The sequence below is a fragment of the Sutcliffiella horikoshii genome, from assembly GCF_021991925.1.
GTDB classification, from domain to species: domain Bacteria; phylum Bacillota; class Bacilli; order Bacillales; family Bacillaceae_I; genus Sutcliffiella_A; species Sutcliffiella_A horikoshii_F.
Genome location: NZ_RXZI01000006.1, coordinates 167387 through 185538, shown reverse-complemented (window position 1 = coordinate 185538; position 18152 = coordinate 167387). Strand labels below are relative to the sequence as shown.

Below are 18152 nucleotides of genomic sequence, written 5' to 3'. Positions count from 1 at the left end.
CATCTATCAAATAAAGCTCTCCTGGCAACAGGAGAGCTTATGTTACATAATCATAGTTGGATGCGACATTCAATCAATAGTGATCTGTAAGCCATGTTCTGTTCCTTTGTACTGCAAACGGATCGCTCCTTGTACGCAGGTGGTAACCATCTGTCTACAGATACTTAAAGCATCTGTCCCTCTCATCGTTTAGTTCCTTAGAGAAGGTGCCCCTACCATTATTTGGGTTTCTCGCTCGAGGGGTTTACCTCGTTCCACTCTTACAATTTCTTGTAAGACTACGTCACTGTGGCACTTTCAAGGTATTAACACCATATCTAAAAGACTTAGGTGCGTTCCCTGCCGTTAGCTTCGTCCGAAAACCAAGCTACCCTAGCTTATTTTTTCGCTAGGCACGAACACTACAAGCATCTCAGCCTGTGCGAGCATGGACTTTCCTCTACAGCCGAAACTGTAGCGGTTACCCAATCACTATTGATGTCAGCAAGATATAGTATAGTAAATTTGAGCGATGATTGCAACTGTAAATTACTGTCAGTCGTATAATTTACTTCCGAATACATGTTTTTCAAGATTTGAAAGCCTTCTTAGTATATCAAAGTTGGTAGAACCACTATTGGTATTGGTCTGCTGCGGCTTTTTGCCTGCTTCTTCAACCTGTCTTTTCAATCTTGCGTTCTCTTGGAGCAATTGATCATATTCCTGGTAAAACGTTTCGTAGTCTTTAATTACCACATCTAAAAACTTATCCACATCTTCAGCTTTATAACCTCTCATACCTGATTTGAACTCTTTTTCCAAGATTTCTTTTGACGTTAACTTAATTTTATCTGATAGCATAAGTTCCTCACCTCAATACGAGTGCCCATTTTATGGTGTCATTCAAATAATGGGTCACTTGTCGATTTCTATTTTTATAAGTTCTTCTTATCTCATTACCAATTTTGTGGGTCATTAAACTGTTCTTCTTCTACTACAAGTTGAAGATCATAGCTGTCAATTATATATATAGGATAATTGGATATTTCCGATTTTTTTCGGGCGAGCTCGATGATATATTTTGGACTCCCCGGACCCTCTTCGTCATAAACCACTAATAATCCATCTGATTTATCCACGATGAACTGATTTTTTAATCGTAACTGCAAAGGGGATTCATACTTTTTTTTAGTAATGGAATCAATATGATTAGCTTTTGACAAAATAAACTCATAATACTCCTTATTTTGCTCACTCCATTTTTCTTCCTGCTCTAGGAATGGAGTGAAGACAGCCATTTTCAGCTCTGGAAATGTCAGCTGCAGATCATATACAACTTCCGCTGCCCAAAGCTCCACTCCCAACTGTCCGCTGATGACAATCCATTCTAACTCATTGTTCTCTTCTAGTAAAGCTGTTAGCCGTTTCTGTATTGCCTTTTTAATAAAGCCGATGGCTGGATCATCTTTTTTAAATATTTGAAGTTCTTGCGGTTTATACCCAGTAATTACTAATACCTTCATAAGCACCTCTATCTAAAATAATAAATAGAAAGCGAAAAAAGCGCAAGTTTTATACGATTATGTAAAGGAAAAAAGAACTGACATAAAGCCAGTTCTTTCTCTCCATTATTTATTTAAGCAAAGCGAATGCTAAACCGCTTATCTTCCATAACCATAAGATTTGTTACATTTACCAGGCATGCCGCCAGGGCCCATTTGTCCCATTCCAGGACCTTGTTGTGCACCCATTACCTGACCAGGCATTCCCATTTGACCATATCCAACATTGGTTTGCGCACCCATTACTTGACCAGGCATTCCCATTTGGCCATATCCAGGACCTGTTTGTGCTCCCATCACTTGACCAGGAGCTCCACCCATTCCAGGGCCACCAGGGCCACAATTGAAGTGTTGGTGAGACACAGAATCCACCATGGAATCCGTATGCGGGAAATAGTGTTTGTGTTGGAACTGTTGGTTGTTTACATATGTTGTGTGTGAAGGATGGATGTGAGGAACCTCGGTAGTAGAATAAAGATTTTTTACACAACATTTAGTAGGGTGGACGATTGGTGCCATCATGTTAGGTCTGCAGTTGTACATACTTTCAATCTCCTTTCAATTTGTTTTTCTCTTTACATTAACAAACTATGAAAGAAGTGAGGTACATGTACTAATACAAACACCTATTTTCACAATATATATACATTTTCCTACCATTTTTATAGTAAAATCGTGTAGATATTTTCCTTTAAATTGGAAAGCCCAAATAGCGTAAGACCGATTACAACAAAAAACAAGCATAAAATAAATCTAGACAACGTGCTCTCTCTCCCATGTTTCTAATAGTAGTTTTGTCATTCACAATAGTTAATTTTACATGGTAAAAAGCACGTTGACAATATAAGTTTTACAGAAATTAAGACAAAATGCGAAAAAAATTTCATTTATTCAATTTTCTTTGCAATCGTTTCATTCTCTTTTCAAAATCTGTTATAACAGAAGGGTTGTTTTTCGATAAACCTTTTTTTCTTTGATTGTAATAATCAAGGGATTTCTCCGTATAAAACAAGGCAAGCGACACATCTTTTTCTTTATGCTCGAGAATTTTCGCCAATTCTATCCCTGCCACATCCTTCTCGGAGTTATCTTTATGTTCAAAACATTGGAGGAACAGCATTCTAGCCTCTTGATAATTTCGCTCCTGTTTCTTAAGCATACCCAATTTAAAAGTGGCCTTCCAAGAGGAATCGACAATATTCTTATATATTGCAGCTGCCGCCTTTTTTTCTCCCAATGCATCATACCAACGTCCTACTTCATATTCTTCTTGTTTATTTCTATCTTCGTTTCCGACGAGAAGAAGTTTTGACAGGTGTGCATACAAGGTAATGAGGGTGAGCACATCCCATTCATTGTGTTTAAGTACTCCTTTAATCCCTTGCAATTCATGTGTTTTTATAAAATCAAAATAAATCATGGGAGCCAAAAACCCTGGTACGTCATCTATACGTTGAATTTCAAGGACCTCCTTCTCGACATTTGTAAGCCTAACCGATTCCATTTTACTTTTCCATAGTCTTCTTGATGCATGCAGAAGATCATAGTGCCCGAATGAAGGGAGTTTCGGCACATGCTCTCTTATCAGCGTGTGACGCGTCTTTACTTGTGGCCAATCAAATGCCTTCCCATTATAGGTGACCAATGTCGTGTAATCTACTTCTTCCAAAAAACTTTGATAAAGTGCCACTTCGTTACCCGGACCAGGAAGCAAGTGTTGCCTTACTATTACTTTATCTTCCAACACCCTGGCATAACCAAGAAGAAAAATGGTGGTTCCCGTTCCCCCACTTAACCCTGTCGTTTCCGTATCAAAGAAGAAAAGGTCAGAAGCATGATGACCTTTTGCAGATAATGGATGTTCTACTTCAGATGTTTGCCACTCTTTCATTACAGGCAAAAGATCTCCCAATCGGTACTTTCCATGGCGATAGTTCAGATCATATTCCACTTCACGGATGAGACAATATTCACCATTGGCATAATACGGTTTAGCACCGAAAGATTCCCATTCTTTCCTGTTTGGTATGTCAATCTGGCTGAAAGCAGAATTCTCTTCTGATCGCTCCACTTCCCTCTTTGCTGTCTTGGAAGCATCGGATTGAAGATGGTTCTTCATCCTTTTGAGTTTGTTCTTTATGCTCATACTGTTCACCCCTCTCTAGACAAGTTGTCGAAGAAGTGATAGTGCCAACTGTTTGGAGTCTTCGTCAGGATAGTCCGCACCTATACATGACGGACATCCAGATCGACATGGACAGCTGCCAATCAACTCGCTTGCTCTTTTAAGCAGTTCATTTATATGTGAAAATGCCTTTTCGCTAAGTCCTACTCCACCTGGATAACGATCATAGAAATATATAACAGGCTTTTCATCATGCGTGGATTTTACTTGTGGGACTACCTGAACATCCATTGGCTCACACATCAACAACAAAGGAGCAACATGTTTTAAAGCGTGGGCGATTCCCAGCAAACTTTTTTCTAAATCATCCCCTTTGAGGTTTTGAGTGATTTCCTCCTCTAAAGTTATCCACGTGGCACTTGTCTGCAATTCTTCTTCTGGCAGGTATATGGGGCCAGACCCTATATTTTCATGTGTTTCAAATTTGATTTTTTTAAAGATCGTCGCCATGGCTCTAACAGAAACATCCCCGAAAGAAATGGTTCCAGTGGAATACTCCGTCTGCTTGTCCACTTCTAGAACGTCCAAGGAAACCGCAAGATTTGCATCGGTAAAGTAGTCTACATTGACTTCCCTGACAAAAGCCTTCTTTTCTTCCCAATCCAGCTTTTCCACTTGATATTGAACACCTTGGTGTAGGTAGATGGCCTCATCATGAAGAAGTGTCATCGAGCTGAAACGGTCCATTTCCCCTATCACCTTATTAGCAGGTTTTGATGATTGATCAACTATGATGACGTTCTCTTGGGAAGCTGAACGCAAACTAATGTTATGCGCAGGAAATGCGTCATTCATCCAATGCCACTTTCCTCCGTTTTCGTGAAGAACCCTCTCTTCTGTCAAATAATCAAGTATGTCCTCTAATTCCACTCCATCAAAGGTATCACCTTTTTTAAATGGCAACTCGTATGCCGCACACTTAATATGATCAACGAGAATAACAAGGTTATTGGGATTGATTCTAGCTGATTCTGGATTGCTTTTCAGGAAGAACTCAGGGTGCTGGATGACGTACTGATCAAGTGGGTTGGAGCTTGCAACCATTACAATGACCGCTTCCCCCTGTCTTCTTCCAGCACGTCCCGCTTGCTGCCAAGCACTCGCAATCGTTCCTGGATAACCAGTCATGATACACACCTGTAACTGTCCTATATCGACCCCAAGCTCAAGTGCATTTGTACTGATGACACCATAAATCTCACCATTCCTCAACCCTTTTTCGATTGCCCTTCGCTGAGTGGGCAAATAACCTCCACGATACCCTTGAATGGATTTCTCCCCAAGCTGATCCTTCACGAGCTCTTTCAAATATGTTAGTAAAATTTCCACTCTCACGCGGCTCTTTGCAAACACAATGGTCTGAATTTTTTCCTGAAGGAACTCGGCGGCTAGCTTCCTTACTTCCAATGTGGCACTCCTTCTTATATTGAGCGGCTTATTGACAATTGGGGGATTATAAAAAACAATATGCTTCTTGCTCGATGGTGCTCCGTTATTGTTTATTAGTTCAAAGTTTTCTCCAGTCAATTCTTCTGCCAATTCTTTCGGGTTGGCAATGGTGGCAGAGGTACAAATGAATGTTGGGTTGCTGCCATAAAAGTTGCAGATCCTTTTTAGCCTTCGTATCACATTGGCTACATGGCTGCCAAATACCCCTCTATAAGTATGCAGTTCGTCTATCACGATATATTCCAGGTTTTCGAAGAGGGAAACCCATTTTGTGTGATGTGGTAAAATGGCGGAATGTAGCATATCGGGATTAGTGATCACCACATGTCCCGCCTTTCTTACCTTTTGTCTGATAGTCGGTGCGGTGTCTCCATCATAGGTATAGCTGTTGATTGGAACGCCCATTTGTGTAATGATTTCATTCAATTCACTCTTTTGATCTTGTGCAAGTGCTTTCGTAGGAAATAGATAAAGTGCACGGGCATCATTGTTTTGAACGATTTTCTGTAGGACAGGCAGGTTGTAACATAACGTTTTACCGGATGCAGTCGGTGTGACGGCAACAAAATGTCTTTTATGTATGGCTGCTTCAAAAGCAGCTGCCTGGTGTGTATATAAAGAGGAAATACCTCTATTGGTCAACGATTGTAACAGCCTCTTATCTATCTCTTTTGGGAAAGGAACGGACTGTGCTTCTTTAGGCGGGACCGTTTCCCAGTGTACAATATTTTTTGCTATCGACTCTTCCCTTTTCATCCAGTCAATAACTTCATAAATCGTTTTTCTCCATTTCATTCGCTCACCTCATTGTCTACCTTCTATTTTAGCGAATAAGCGTTCGGTTCGTAAAGTCTAAAAAAGAAAAACCAAGCACTTGTTCAGCACTTGGTTTTCCGTTCTGGTAATGTATTTACATCTTCTGATTTTGACTGTAGTTGTTGATGACTGCTAAGACTTTGGTGGATTGTGTCATGCCACTCTGACATAAAGGGCATGTAGGGACTTCGCTCTCACTGTTCTTGAAATTATCTCTCATCCAGCCGTTGCAATCCTCTGATTCACAAACCCATACTTTCGTTTCCTCAGTAACGATTTCTTCAACTTCTCTTCTTCCAAAAGCCATAGTACCACTCTCCTATCTGTTGAGGTGGGGCGCAGTTTATCCTCACTAATATACTCTTAGTATTCCATTTTACGAGGAAAAAATAAGAAAAAAATAAAAAAAGCATCCTCGTCATACAATCTCTTCCAATAAATTATAACATATATTCAGTGAAAAAGCATGCTTATGTCATTTTATTCACGATACGATTTAACCATTTTATATTCGTTTTTGCGACAATTTGCGGTACATTATTCGATAAAGCATAGATTGTTTCTTCTTCTGTAATAACCTGAAACCCCGCATCAACAAAAGATGAAACCTCCTCTTTTTTAATACTCGGAACAATTACGACAAAACCGTATCTATCCATCTCATTTTCAAACTTTTGACAGAGAAAAACACTTTGCATCTGTGAGTCGTGCTCCAACTCAATCCTTTCCATCACGATAAGATTATCCATCCATTTTTGATAATATATATTTCCTTGATCAGAGGAGTAGACATAGATGGTTTTATTATTGAAAAGAGGATGTGCAATAAGGTCTTCCCCCTCAGGAACCGTCTCAAACAAAGAGGAAGACCCCCTCCATCTTTTGAAAAACAAACCAAAATAGATAAGCACGATTGCCAGTAATACCCCAAAACTTACGTCTTGCCACAACGATTGTGTATCAAGAGAAAAAAGGTCTTGTAATCTCCTTGGTACAATACGTTGAATATAAGAAATTTGGAGAGATCCCACTATAACATATATCAGAGCTATCGCTAAAAGGATAACACCGTCAATAAGTCCTTTCAAAAAAGTATATTGACTGCTTTTTCTATAGAATAGCTTTCTTGAAAAATACAAGAGTAGCATCGCAACAACGAACAGAACCGCTTCCCAGAAATGGAACCCTTTCGAAAAGCTTACTAGTATACCGAAAGCAAGAATGAAAAATGTAAAATAGTATGCCCTCTTCACCCTATCCTCGATGGCTCTTGCCAAAACAAGTAAAGTGATACCTATAGTAATAGAAAACTGATGAGAGATTTGCATCATTTCCATGGATAGGAATTCATTCGCAATGGTAATTTTACGTACGATTGCAGGAATGACTGGAAACAATACTAATAATGCCCCCACAATAAGTACCCATATGGAAAGGATTCGATGGCATAGTAACGACCAAGAACGTCTTTCTGGCAACAGCAATTTCCATGCTTTTTCCTTGAACATGAAGTAAAAGAAAAAAACAACACTTATGAGAAAAGGCACTACATAATACACTAACCGATACAGAAGAAGCAGTGCCACCAGCTTTTCTTCATAAACCCCATAAGAAGCAAATCCAACTAAAACCACGAAATCAAATGCTCCAACACCACCAGGCACTGTGCTTAATACACCTGCTATGGCAGCCATAAAGAAGAGGGTGAAGGTAATGACTACCGGAACCTCGACATTCAACAGAACGGAAGTCTGCCAGAACACAAGCCCCGCAAAAGCCCACTCCAAAATGGAAACGCCTATCAGCTTGAGCTGCTGCCTTGTTTGCAAGCTTTTCGTAAAATGACTTGCTATAAAAATGAAAAACAAATAGCCACTCATAATGAGAAGAGGCAATTTCAATATCGGATATTCTAAAAGTAAAGCAGGGTATGACCATTCATAAATGACAACCCACCATGCAAAAATGGATAGCCCGCATAGCATATAAGGCAGAATTATTGTTACCCTTTTTAATAGCACAGGGAAATCCCCAGTATATTTGCGGTAATACAATGTTCTTAACCCTACCCCCGCAAAACCACCAAAGCCCATGAAATTTGCGAAGGAATTGGAAGAAAAGCCGTAAATCGCCAGCTTTCTTGCAGGTATATTCAATTTCATTCCCCTAGAAAGGAACAGATCATAAAAAATCATAGTGGAAACAGCCAACAATCCCAAGATCACTAGCCACGCAAAAGAGAAAAATCCTATATCTCGAATCTTTTCCAATACAAGAACCATATTGATGGTTTGTATCTGTTTTTTCCCTTCAATATATAAAACAATTAAAATTGTTAACGGAAAAACAACCTTAAGTACTTTTAAAAAATATGTATTCTTTAATAACTGCATAATAAACTTCCTTTTTTAACTTCTTACTTCCAAAAATATCATAGATTGTACGCGCTTACCATGAAAATTTTGTCGATTACTCCATCACTAAAATATGTAACCCATGTAGGCTGCGTTCAATATAGTAATGATAAAGAGCAAGAAAGGAGAAATTCCATGAAAGATGATCAAGATAAGTTTCCACAGAAAAGACATACCCAGAACAATCTTATGACATCCATTGATTCTTTTTTTAGTAGTTCCCCTATAAAAGGGATGTTGCAGCAACTGGATGATTTTTTCGGGAATACCTTTGCGGACGCTTCCCTACCAATTGAAACAAGAGAAACATCAGGAGAATTTATTGTAAGCTGCAAGCTTCCGGGAGTGAAGAAGGAACAAATCAGTATTGAAACCTTTGACAGATATTTAACTATCTCGGTCAAAAATGAAGAACAACTCGAAACAATCGATGACACAACACGTTATGTAAGCAACAGCTATTCCATGAAACAATCCAAACGCACCATCCCTGTCCCTGCCTACGTAAAATTGAACGCTTTACAGGCAAACTATCGGGATGGCCTTTTGCAAATTCGAATACCTAAGAAAAACATAAAACAAATCAATATACAGGAATAGCTTTTCCATTTCAGAACCATAAACGAAAGCAACGCAGAATAGCTGCGTTGTTCAGCTTGTAGACAAAGTAAATTTCATAGAAATTTTCAAGTTGATCGTAGTGGAAGGCACGAAGACTCCCTCGGGAGGAAGGGACAGGGAAGACCCCGCAGGACGAAGCCCGAGGCCACTGAAAAACCCAATAATTTATCGTGCTAATGATTTCTAGCTGTTGATTGGAGCATAAGGCGAAGACTCCTGCGGGGAGGTAGCGACAATGTTGAGACCCCGCAGGGCGCAGCCCGAGGAGGCTCAAGGTCGCCCCGCGGAAAGCGAAGCCGTTTGCGGAAATCAACAGCGGTATGGAACAGATTACTTTAATAATGTACTTTTCCAGTGGCTTTGGCGCAGCCCGAGGAGGTTTCCGGACCGCCCTACGGATAAGCGAAGCGCCTGGAACGAAGATCAACTGTTAAGTGCAAATCTAATGATAATTAGGGTTTGTCTACGGACTGAACAACGCAGAATAGCTGCGTTGTTTTTTTATTTTAGTTTTTATGTGACTTAGAACCGTATTTCTCGTTTTCTTCAGGAGTCGAGTCCATCTGGATGGTTGCAAGCTCTTTTGCAGTTTCTTGTGCGTGTTGATTATTAGGGTATTTATTTTTACGTTCTCTGTTATCATTTCTGTTTGTCATGATATTGCCCCCCTTTCTTATTAGTCCCTCTTAGCTTGGATAGAAGCTTTTCATTTTATGATTGGAAATGAATTTCAACCATGATCACTACATAATTTTCTCCTATACACACAGGATAAATGTTAGGAGGTGTTCATGATGAGCAAAGAAACATATAAAAAAGTATACGCTAGTCCATCAACTTCGCCTTCACTGGTTATTAAGACGAATCTTGATGATAAACAGAAAGATGAAAATCCCTATTACAGTTCTTCCCTTAACCATCAGGAAGAAGAGCAGCTAGACAATTTTTTCTTTGAACAGGAACCTAAAGGTGAATATCATAAATGACGGCAACTAAAAAGGAGAGTATGCCACTCTCCTTTTTTCCATCGGCCGGGAGGAATCGCTTTGGAGATGCGAGTATTACATAAAAGAGATGCGGAGCAATATCAAAAGCTAAGGTTGGAATCGTTACAAAAAGAACCAGCTTCCTTTGCTTCTAGCTTCGCGGAAGAAAAAACACATACTTTACAAGAAATAAAAAGAAAGGTCCTAGAAAATGAGGACTCTTTCATCTACGGCCTTTTTCATCAATCCAATCTTGTTGGTATGATTGGATTTCAGAGGGCAGACAAACTCAAGTTTAGACATAAAGGCACCATCTGGGGTGTATACATTTCAGAAGATTATAGAGGTAAAGGATTCAGTAAGCAAATGCTTGAATACACCCTAACACGTGCTAAAAAGATTCCAGGATTGAAACAAATTCAATTAACAGTTGCTGCAAGTAACACCCATGCAAAAAAATTATATGAAAGTTATGGATTTGAAGTTTATGGCTATGAAAAAGCCGCACTTTATGTGGATGGGTTATTCTTAGACGAAGAGCATATGGCCCTGCATTTATAAGCAACATAAAAAGATGCCTGTTTAGGGCATCTTTCAGTGTGTAGACAAAGTTCAAAAATGATTTAAACCTCTAGTTGTTCGCAGTGGAAGGAGCGGAGGCTCCTGCAGGAGGTAGGTACACGGAAGACCCCGCAAGGCGTAGCCTGAAGAGGCTTCCGGACCGGCCGCGGAAAGCGTAGCTCCTGCAACGGAGATCAACTGTTTCAACAGTTAACCTCACTAAATGATAGTTTTAATCTGAAAGTTGTCTTGTTTATAGTATCTTTTAAGTAGGTATCGTCACTTTATGCTTTGAACGTTGCTGCAAGACCTTTAAACATGTTGTTTAATTGATTCACCGTATTCATCATCTGACCCGCAGTATCCATCATCTTCTTCATATCGACGTTTCCGTCCTGTCCTTTGAATTGGTTCATAAAAGAACTCACCTGAGATGCCTGCGGTTTTGCCGATTGAGATTGAGTCGGGTATGGGTTCATAAAAGGCATACCCAATTGGTTCGGCATGAACCCTCCATTCAAACCTCCGCCTTGAGCCATTCCTGGTATCTGCATCCCCATAGGGATTCCATTTTGTACCATGCCACCCACCTGCATGCCTGGTTGGAAAGGATTCTGACCAACTCCCATGTTTGGTTGATATGGATTCTGCCCCATCTGATTCATGTTATTTGCTGGAAATCCTGACGATGGAACATTTCCTCCTGAAAAAGGCATCGTATTCATGTAGTTAGGATTCATCCCCTGTTGATTCATCCACCCTCCACCCATAAACTGCTGAGGGAACATCCCTTGCATTCCTCCACCATTTCCGTAAGGCAGAATGTTGTTTAAGAAAGGAAGCTGATTAAATAATGACATGTTGCGGTTATATGATAAATGTCTAGGTCTGCCATACATTTTCCTAAACATTCAAACCCCTCCTCTTTTCTAGCTATACATAACATATGAACTGATAGGAGGAAAGGTGCCTATTCCCATCACTGGAGAAAACGCGCTACAGTCTGCAAAATTCGTCTTTTTTTGTCGGAAGTTTCATTTTTTAAAAAACAAGAAAAATTCCCTTTGCATGCTATCATAAAATTAACTTCAAGAGTGGGGGGATTTGCATGGTACTAGAAGAGTTGCGTCATAAATTTGTCGCCTGTAAGAACTATGAACCGATCGAACACAACGAGTTAATGGATTTTGCTAGAAAGCTTTATCTTGGCGGAGACCTGACAATAAGTCATTTTCGTAATCTGATTCGTGAATTGGAAGCCAAAGGTGCTGTTCCACCTAATACATTTGAAGATTTATTAGAACTAACTTAATACTGTGAATATTACTTTGAGACCTTTTAAGGTCTCTTTTTATTTGGCTCTTTTCTCAAAGATTGTTGCAATTTACATGCAAAAAGTAGGCCATTGGACTTTTTGCTTTTTACATACTATTGAATTTGCAAGTTGTATTCTTAGCCCTTGGGAATTGGCGGAATGCTTGTTAACGTGTGGGGAGTGAGACCAATGTAATAGGTTTTATGATTGCTGTTGTCGCGTTGGTGGGTATGTTGCTGCCGTATTTCAGGTTTATGGATGATGAGATCGAGGAGAAGAAGGTATCTTGATGGGTCGCTCCCTTTTAATTTGTGTCGATGCGTGTCGATTGGCGGTTATCTAAGCAAAAGTAGTGGATAAATTGAAAAAGTAGCGGATAAATCTAAAAATTCGCGGATAAAATTCTAAAGTTGTTGGATAAATGGAAACCTTGAAATTTACATCTCAATTGGCTTGGCTCCCCAGCTTAAACTTACTCCAAGTATATTCGAACGTACGAAAAAACAATAAAGTTTGCGAAAACAGCCTTTTATTTTCTGACCTATAAGTAATGAGAAATTCATTTGCGTGGAAAGCTAAGTCGAGTAAAGGAGGGAAAAGAATGAGTCGTGGAAAAAGCTTTAATCATAAGAAAAAAGGGCATGAACCAACTATTGGTGCAATGCCAGCTGAGAAGAAGGTCTTCGAAAAGGTAGAATATGCAATCGAGCCTGTTGCAACGGCTGAGGACCGACCAGTAAGCAACAAAGCAGAAAAGGATCGCTCATAAGCAACAAAAAAGGTAAGCCTGACCAATTACTTGATCAGGCTTAACCATCCTTTTATTTTGATAGGGTATCATTCAATACATATCTAATGGATTGTATCATGCCCTTAAACCGTTTTTCACGTGTATCAGGATAGAAACACTGTACAGTAACCATGTTTATGTTCTCTACTGTACTGTCTATCTGCTGGATATGGATGTTCTTTGGCTTTTCTGTCAGAATCCACTCTTTCACTGTTTTTTCCCACTGCTGAACCAATGCATGAACTTCATCCGCGAATGGCTTGACCGTAAGAAAAAAATCGGGATTTTCATTCTTTTCTCTCGTTAAATGAAATATATCTTCCACCCTGTCCAAGTAATGCAATACTTGAGCAGATTGTTTATGGACACTCTTTTGATTGCCAGACATTTTTCCCTCACCTCTAGCAATACATATTACCATAACTTCTTACACAGAGTAAGCGTTCTGGTTAAAGTTGATCGCTTTTGGAGCCGGTACCTTTGACACACGATGTTCTGCCATCACTTTTTCCACTTCATCCAATGTAACGTGCAGGCGATTAATCTGGTGTTTCATTACCTCTTCCATTTCTTCCCTCTCTATTTTAAGTGAACTTGACATTGTCTCTTCCAACACATCCATTTGAAGCATCATTTCGTGGAACAAGTCCGTAATCTCACTTCTAGATACCAATAAATTGGACATACGAAATCCCCTCCATACTTTGTTAGTATATGATTTCGCCGTATCAGCCCCTCTCCCTTCCCGTGTGACAAAACTAGAAGCAATTCGTCAAAGAAAGTGTTTATTTGCAAATCCTCTTTCATTTTTCGCATGAATGTACGGCAAATAGTGAAAAATACTAATGAATGATAAAGCAAGGAGGAGTTCTTACAATGTCCAAACAACAGAAAAATCAACAACAACGAAAAAACCAAGTGGAAAGCGCACCTGGGCAAGAAGACAAAAAACTAAAAGGGCCAAACCGCCCTTCCACATGATGTACCAAACATGAAAACAGCTCCTTTAACGGGAGCTGTTTTATTATAGCCAGCTTTTTAATGCAATTAAGCTGTGCATTTGATGTTGTTTATGAATAAACCATTCGGTAATGTCCATTTTTTCGCCTACTACTCGAGAAACAGGTTTTCTCCATTTCTGAATTTGCTTTTCCTTTCCAAAAACCCAATCATTCTGAGCTATTACATTATTATGTGGGATGATTGGATATACTCCCCTAAGAAAAGGGGTCTCCCTATACAAATTTTCATGTAAATATTGTTCATAATCATAACGAGATCCGGTATGTTCGGTTTTCAAGGAAAAGTTATAAAAGGAATCTTTGAGTTCATCGACAAACAACAATGAAGACAATTTCTTTCCAAGTTCAATTCTATTATCAAGTTTCTGAAAACCATGGACAGAGTAGCCATATAACCTGCCCTCAAGTGTCGGAAAAATGACACAACTAAAATGTCCCAAGTCCTGGAAAGCATATACACTTGTACCAAATACTTTTCTTTTTATTTTTTTATTATGTAATACTGGTTCTTGTATCAAATTCTGTTCATTGATGATCAAGGATGTCATCAATCTTTCCTTATCCCCTTCTTCCCAAAAAAGTTGCCATTCTGCTTCCATAAAGCAAGATACATTAAATTCTTTCAATAAATGAAAAAACGGTCTGTTATAATGAAGGGATAATTCATAAAGTAATAATTGTGGAAAAGCATCGTTAAAAATAAGCCAATTGGCCTTCTCGTACGTAAGAAAAATCGGAAAACGTTTTTGCCATTCCAGTGCAAGCGTAAACCATCTTCCTTGAAGGTCTGTCATATTCCATCCGGCATTGCGGGATACCATGCTCGCCAAAAAGGCCCATTTGACCTCTGGATTCCTATTATAATAGGCTGCATATGCTTTAGTACGGGAGATATTATCGAGATTGTATTTTGCTGTATTTTTTTTAATAGTAGTGATAAACTTATTTTCTTGAAAGGAGTGCTTATCCTCTGCCCTTCTTTCTTTTATCTGCGTGTATAATGAAACATGCTTCAATGCCATAGACTTCCTTTCATCAACAATAAGTGACAAAGATTACGAAAAGATGACGTTTTTTTCTAATATAAGATTAGTTTTAGTCTAGAGGGGGAAATTTATGAATATCCGATACCCTAACGGTAAGGTTTTTCAGGCTAATGGCAATATACCTTCTAAAAAGACTGGTCCCACATTGTATGGCAATCGAGGAATGAGTTTGGAGGATGATTTGCATAATTCCAATTTATATTACCTACACCAAGGAATAGCGGTTGTCCATAAAAAGCCTACACCGATTCAAATAGTGGATGTTCATTATCCAAAAAGAAGTGCTGCTGTTATAAAAGAAGCCTATTTTAAACAGGCATCCACAACAGACTTCAATGGAGTGTATAAAGGAAGGTATATCGACTTTGAAGCGAAGGAAACAAAGAATAAGACATCCTTCCCCCTGCAAAACTTTCATGAACATCAAATTCAACATATGCGGCAGGTTGTGAAACAAAATGGGATTTGTTTCGTCATATTAATGTTCAGTCTTTTTAATGAAGTGTATTTATTACCAGCTGAGAAACTATTTCATTATTGGGAAAGGAAAGAATCCGGGGAAAGAAAATCTATTACAAAACTAGAAGTGGAACGGGATGGATACTTGATTCCACAAGGCTACCAGCCTAGAATCGATTACATTAAAATTATCGACATGTATTATTAGAAGCCCTGGATATCTGTAAGAGTAAAGAAAGGCAGGTCTGAAACATGACTGAAAAGTATCAATCGAGAGAACAAAGAAGAAAAGCGATGGCAGAAGAAAGAAATGCCAAGAACGGAACAAAGAAGAAAGGTTCCAAAAAAGGCCTTTTCAAAAAGATATTTTTATCCGCACTTATTATTGGACTTGTTGGCTTATTAACCGGTATAGGAACATTCGCTTATTATGTACAAAGTACCCCCCCTTTAGACGAAACGTTACTTAAGGTTCCTGTTCCATCGAAAGTTTATGGAATGGATGGGGAGTTAGCTGCTGAGATCGGTGGCCATGAAGCAAGGGAATATGTAGATTCAGATGATATACCGGATCTTGTAAAAGATGCTTTCCTTGCAACAGAGGATGTACGATTTTATGAGCATAACGGAGTGGATTACCGACGACTCGCGGGGGCTGTATTGGCTAACGTCACAAGAGGATTTGGTTCCGAGGGTGGTAGTACCATCACCCAACAACTTGTAAAACTATCTTTCCTTTCTACCGATAAAACCTTAAAACGTAAAGCACAGGAATTTTACCTAGCTTATCAATTGGAATCTCGTTTTACAAAAGACGAAATATTGGAAATGTACTTAAACCGAATCTATTTTTCTAACTATGCTTATGGAATTTCCAATGCTGCAAATAATTATTATGGGAAAACTTTGGACGAACTTGAGTTACATGAAGCTGCCATGCTTGCAGGACTTCCTCAGAGTCCTAACAGCTATAATCCTGTAACAAACCCTGAAAATGCGGAAAAGCGACGTAATATCGTCCTTAGCCTGATGGTGAAACATGGCAAGATTACGCAGGAAGAAGCCGATGAAGCAAAAGCAACACCTGTTGATGCCACGCTCACCGACGATGTAGAAAAAACAAACTACTCCAACAAATACAACGCTTTTATTGACCGTGTCATTGAAGAGATCTCGGATCAGTTAGGCGATGTCGACCCTCAAGCGGATGGGTTGGAGATTTATACTACCCTAGATGTAAATGCACAAGAAGAAGTGGAATATATCTTGTCAGATGAAAGTGGTATCCCACATCTAGACAATGAAGACTATCAAGCAGGCATCGCTCTAATAGATACACAAAGTGGGGAGATTCGAGCTATCGGTGGCGGACGCAATCATATGAAGACAGGAACTAACTACGCCACCGACATCAAGGTTCAGCCTGCTTCCGCAATCAAGCCGATACTGGATTATGCACCTGCAATCGAATATTTGGATTGGTCCACCTATCATCAGATTAATGATGAACCATACAAGTACTCATCCGGTACCGAGTTGAATAACTGGGACAACAAACATAAAGGCTATCTTAGCATGAGACAGCATTTAGCGGACTCCCGAAACATTCCTGCACTAAAAGCGCTACAAGAAGTTGGTCTTGACCGTGCCCGTGATTTTGCCGTTAAATTGGGAATCCCTTTAGAGGAAGAAATCAACGAGGCCTATGCGATTGGTGGATTCACAAATGGTGTGTCGCCTCTTCAAATGGCTGGAGCATACAGCTCTTTCGGTAGTGGTGGGGTTTACACGGAACCTTTTGCTGTAACCAAAGTTGTCTTCCAAGACGGTACAAGTGTCAATTTAAATAAAGAGTCAGAAGTTGTGATGAAAGACTCTACCGCGTTTATGATTACAGATATGCTGAAAACATCTGTCAGAAGCGGCTTAGCTACCGCTGCAAACGTACCCGGATTGAATATTGCCGGTAAATCGGGAACGACCAACTTTTCAAAAGATACGATCAATGAATTTGGTATTCCAAATGGCGGTGTCCCTAGTACATGGTTTGCAGGTTACACGCCAAGCTATACTGCTGCAGTTTGGACCGGTTTCAGAAGAACAGGCGAAGATAATTATTTGCGCCCTATTGATGGTGTGAATCAAGATCAGTATTTGTCACGGATTATCTTCAAGCAATTGATGGAGAGAATTTCCACTACAAGTGAAGATAAAGCGGATTTCCCTGTTCCTAACAGTGTCGTGCGTGTCCCAATCGAGAAGGGCTCGAATCCTCCATTAAAAGCGAGCGAGTTTACACCTTCTGATCAGATTACGAACGAATACTTTGTTAAAGGAACAGAACCAACTGAGGTCTCAAAAGAATATGACAAGCTTCCTGCCCCTACTGGCTTTACCGCTCAGTATGATGAAGAAGCAAATGTTATCAATCTAAACTGGGATTATCCAGAAGACCGCATCGCGGGTGTAACCTTCGTCATTAACGTAGCTGTTAATGAAGGTTCCCCTCAACCATTGACAGAAACAAAAGATCTTGGATTAGTTGTAGAATCACCAGACCCTGGAGCAACATTCACATTTGAACTGATTGCCGTACAGGATGAAAACAACGAAAACAGAAGTGACGCAGCCTCTCAAACCATTACTATTCCTGAAGCTGTAGAGGATGAAGATGATAGCATCATCCCAGAAATTCCAACTCCTCCTGGGGACGGGGAAGAGCCTCCTGGGGATGGCGAAGAGCCTCCTGGGGACGGTGAAGAACCTCCTGGAGATGGCGAAGAGCCCCCTGGAGACGGTGAGGAACCTCCTGGAGATGGCGAAGAGCCTCCTGGGGACGGTGAGGAAACAGACGGTACCAATACACAGAGCAACACCAACCGTAATGGTCAGGGCCGTGGCAATAATAATGACTCTGACGACAACGACTAATACAGAACAAAGAGGC

The 18152-nt window shown here is 39.8% G+C and carries 20 protein-coding genes and 1 other RNA gene; 8 read left to right on the top strand and 13 right to left on the bottom strand.

Going from position 1 to position 18152, the window contains the following annotated elements; translation table 11 throughout:
* Positions 1–82 precede the first annotated feature (82 nt).
* The 8 genes from rnpB to EKQ44_RS15920 form a co-directional block, all read right to left on the bottom strand.
* Positions 83–472: RNase P RNA component class B (rnpB, locus tag EKQ44_RS15955), an RNA gene on the bottom strand.
* A gap of 62 nt (positions 473–534) precedes the next feature.
* Entirely contained in the window at positions 535–840 is a 306-nt protein-coding gene (gene gpsB, locus EKQ44_RS15950) for a cell division regulator GpsB (RefSeq protein WP_237664533.1), read from the bottom strand.
* A 95-nt stretch (positions 841–935) separates the two neighbouring features.
* The gene (locus tag EKQ44_RS15945; protein ID WP_237664532.1) at positions 936–1502 is read right to left on the bottom strand and encodes an SLOG family protein; all 567 of its coding nucleotides are present in this window, start codon (positions 1500–1502) and stop codon (positions 936–938) included.
* 138 nt (positions 1503–1640) lie between these two features.
* Positions 1641–2084, bottom strand: a complete 444-nt coding sequence (locus EKQ44_RS15940; protein ID WP_237664531.1) for a spore coat protein — start codon at positions 2082–2084, stop codon at positions 1641–1643.
* Positions 2085–2424: 340 nt separating this feature from the next.
* Positions 2425–3687: a ribonuclease H-like domain-containing protein gene (locus EKQ44_RS15935; RefSeq protein ID WP_237664530.1), complete on the bottom strand. Its 1263-nt coding sequence runs from the start codon at positions 3685–3687 to the stop codon at positions 2425–2427.
* Positions 3688–3702: 15 nt separating this feature from the next.
* On the bottom strand, positions 3703–5970 hold the full coding sequence (locus tag EKQ44_RS15930; protein ID WP_237664529.1) for a DEAD/DEAH box helicase: 2268 nt from the start codon (positions 5968–5970) through the stop codon (positions 3703–3705).
* A 115-nt stretch (positions 5971–6085) separates the two neighbouring features.
* Complete coding sequence (locus EKQ44_RS15925; protein WP_237664528.1) at positions 6086–6298, bottom strand: cold-inducible protein YdjO-related protein; 213 nt, start codon at positions 6296–6298, stop codon at positions 6086–6088.
* A gap of 163 nt (positions 6299–6461) precedes the next feature.
* The gene (locus EKQ44_RS15920; protein WP_237664527.1) at positions 6462–8384 is read right to left on the bottom strand and encodes a flippase-like domain-containing protein; all 1923 of its coding nucleotides are present in this window, start codon (positions 8382–8384) and stop codon (positions 6462–6464) included.
* A 156-nt stretch (positions 8385–8540) separates the two neighbouring features.
* Between EKQ44_RS15920 and EKQ44_RS15915 the strand changes: the two genes are divergently transcribed.
* On the top strand, positions 8541–9005 hold the full coding sequence (locus EKQ44_RS15915) for an Hsp20/alpha crystallin family protein (RefSeq protein WP_237664526.1): 465 nt from the start codon (positions 8541–8543) through the stop codon (positions 9003–9005).
* Between the two features lie 527 nt (positions 9006–9532).
* On the opposite strand, the gene EKQ44_RS15910 is transcribed toward EKQ44_RS15915, so the two are convergent.
* Positions 9533–9682, bottom strand: a complete 150-nt coding sequence (locus EKQ44_RS15910; RefSeq protein WP_237664525.1) for a hypothetical protein — start codon at positions 9680–9682, stop codon at positions 9533–9535.
* A 135-nt stretch (positions 9683–9817) separates the two neighbouring features.
* On the opposite strand from EKQ44_RS15910, the gene EKQ44_RS15905 reads away from it, so the two are divergent.
* Together EKQ44_RS15905 and EKQ44_RS15900 are read left to right on the top strand one after the other, a co-directional pair.
* The gene (locus EKQ44_RS15905; RefSeq protein WP_237664524.1) at positions 9818–10012 is read left to right on the top strand and encodes a hypothetical protein; all 195 of its coding nucleotides are present in this window, start codon (positions 9818–9820) and stop codon (positions 10010–10012) included.
* Positions 10013–10078: 66 nt separating this feature from the next.
* Positions 10079–10573, top strand: a complete 495-nt coding sequence (locus tag EKQ44_RS15900; RefSeq protein WP_237664597.1) for a GNAT family N-acetyltransferase — start codon at positions 10079–10081, stop codon at positions 10571–10573.
* Between the two features lie 284 nt (positions 10574–10857).
* On the opposite strand, the gene EKQ44_RS15895 is transcribed toward EKQ44_RS15900, so the two are convergent.
* On the bottom strand, positions 10858–11484 hold the full coding sequence (locus EKQ44_RS15895) for a YppG family protein (RefSeq protein ID WP_237664523.1): 627 nt from the start codon (positions 11482–11484) through the stop codon (positions 10858–10860).
* Positions 11485–11681: 197 nt separating this feature from the next.
* Here EKQ44_RS15895 and yppF point away from each other — a divergent pair, with 197 nt between their 5' ends.
* Both yppF and EKQ44_RS15885 read left to right on the top strand, forming a co-directional pair.
* Positions 11682–11885 carry a YppF family protein gene (yppF, locus tag EKQ44_RS15890; protein WP_237664522.1) on the top strand — a complete coding sequence of 68 codons (204 nt, stop codon included), beginning with the start codon at positions 11682–11684 and terminating at the stop codon, positions 11883–11885.
* 604 nt (positions 11886–12489) lie between these two features.
* Positions 12490–12657 (top strand): hypothetical protein, encoded by a 168-nt coding sequence (locus EKQ44_RS15885; protein WP_237664521.1) that lies wholly within the window; start codon positions 12490–12492, stop codon positions 12655–12657.
* Positions 12658–12709: 52 nt separating this feature from the next.
* Here EKQ44_RS15885 and EKQ44_RS15880 read toward each other — a convergent pair whose 3' ends face one another.
* Together EKQ44_RS15880 and EKQ44_RS15875 are read right to left on the bottom strand one after the other, a co-directional pair.
* On the bottom strand, positions 12710–13066 hold the full coding sequence (locus EKQ44_RS15880) for a YppE family protein (RefSeq protein WP_237664520.1): 357 nt from the start codon (positions 13064–13066) through the stop codon (positions 12710–12712).
* A gap of 39 nt (positions 13067–13105) precedes the next feature.
* Positions 13106–13363, bottom strand: coding sequence for a hypothetical protein (locus EKQ44_RS15875; RefSeq protein ID WP_237664519.1), 258 nt, complete (start codon positions 13361–13363; stop codon positions 13106–13108).
* Between the two features lie 191 nt (positions 13364–13554).
* On the opposite strand from EKQ44_RS15875, the gene EKQ44_RS15870 reads away from it, so the two are divergent.
* Positions 13555–13659 carry a spore protein gene (locus EKQ44_RS15870; RefSeq protein WP_237664518.1) on the top strand — a complete coding sequence of 35 codons (105 nt, stop codon included), beginning with the start codon at positions 13555–13557 and terminating at the stop codon, positions 13657–13659.
* 43 nt (positions 13660–13702) lie between these two features.
* On the opposite strand, the gene EKQ44_RS15865 is transcribed toward EKQ44_RS15870, so the two are convergent.
* Positions 13703–14716: a DUF2515 family protein gene (locus EKQ44_RS15865; RefSeq protein WP_414491338.1), complete on the bottom strand. Its 1014-nt coding sequence runs from the start codon at positions 14714–14716 to the stop codon at positions 13703–13705.
* A 100-nt stretch (positions 14717–14816) separates the two neighbouring features.
* On the opposite strand from EKQ44_RS15865, the gene recU reads away from it, so the two are divergent.
* Positions 14817–15413 carry a Holliday junction resolvase RecU gene (gene recU / locus EKQ44_RS15860; protein ID WP_237664516.1) on the top strand — a complete coding sequence of 199 codons (597 nt, stop codon included), beginning with the start codon at positions 14817–14819 and terminating at the stop codon, positions 15411–15413.
* 44 nt (positions 15414–15457) lie between these two features.
* Positions 15458–18136 carry a PBP1A family penicillin-binding protein gene (locus EKQ44_RS15855; RefSeq protein ID WP_237664515.1) on the top strand — a complete coding sequence of 893 codons (2679 nt, stop codon included), beginning with the start codon at positions 15458–15460 and terminating at the stop codon, positions 18134–18136.
* Positions 18137–18152: the final 16 nt, after the last annotated feature.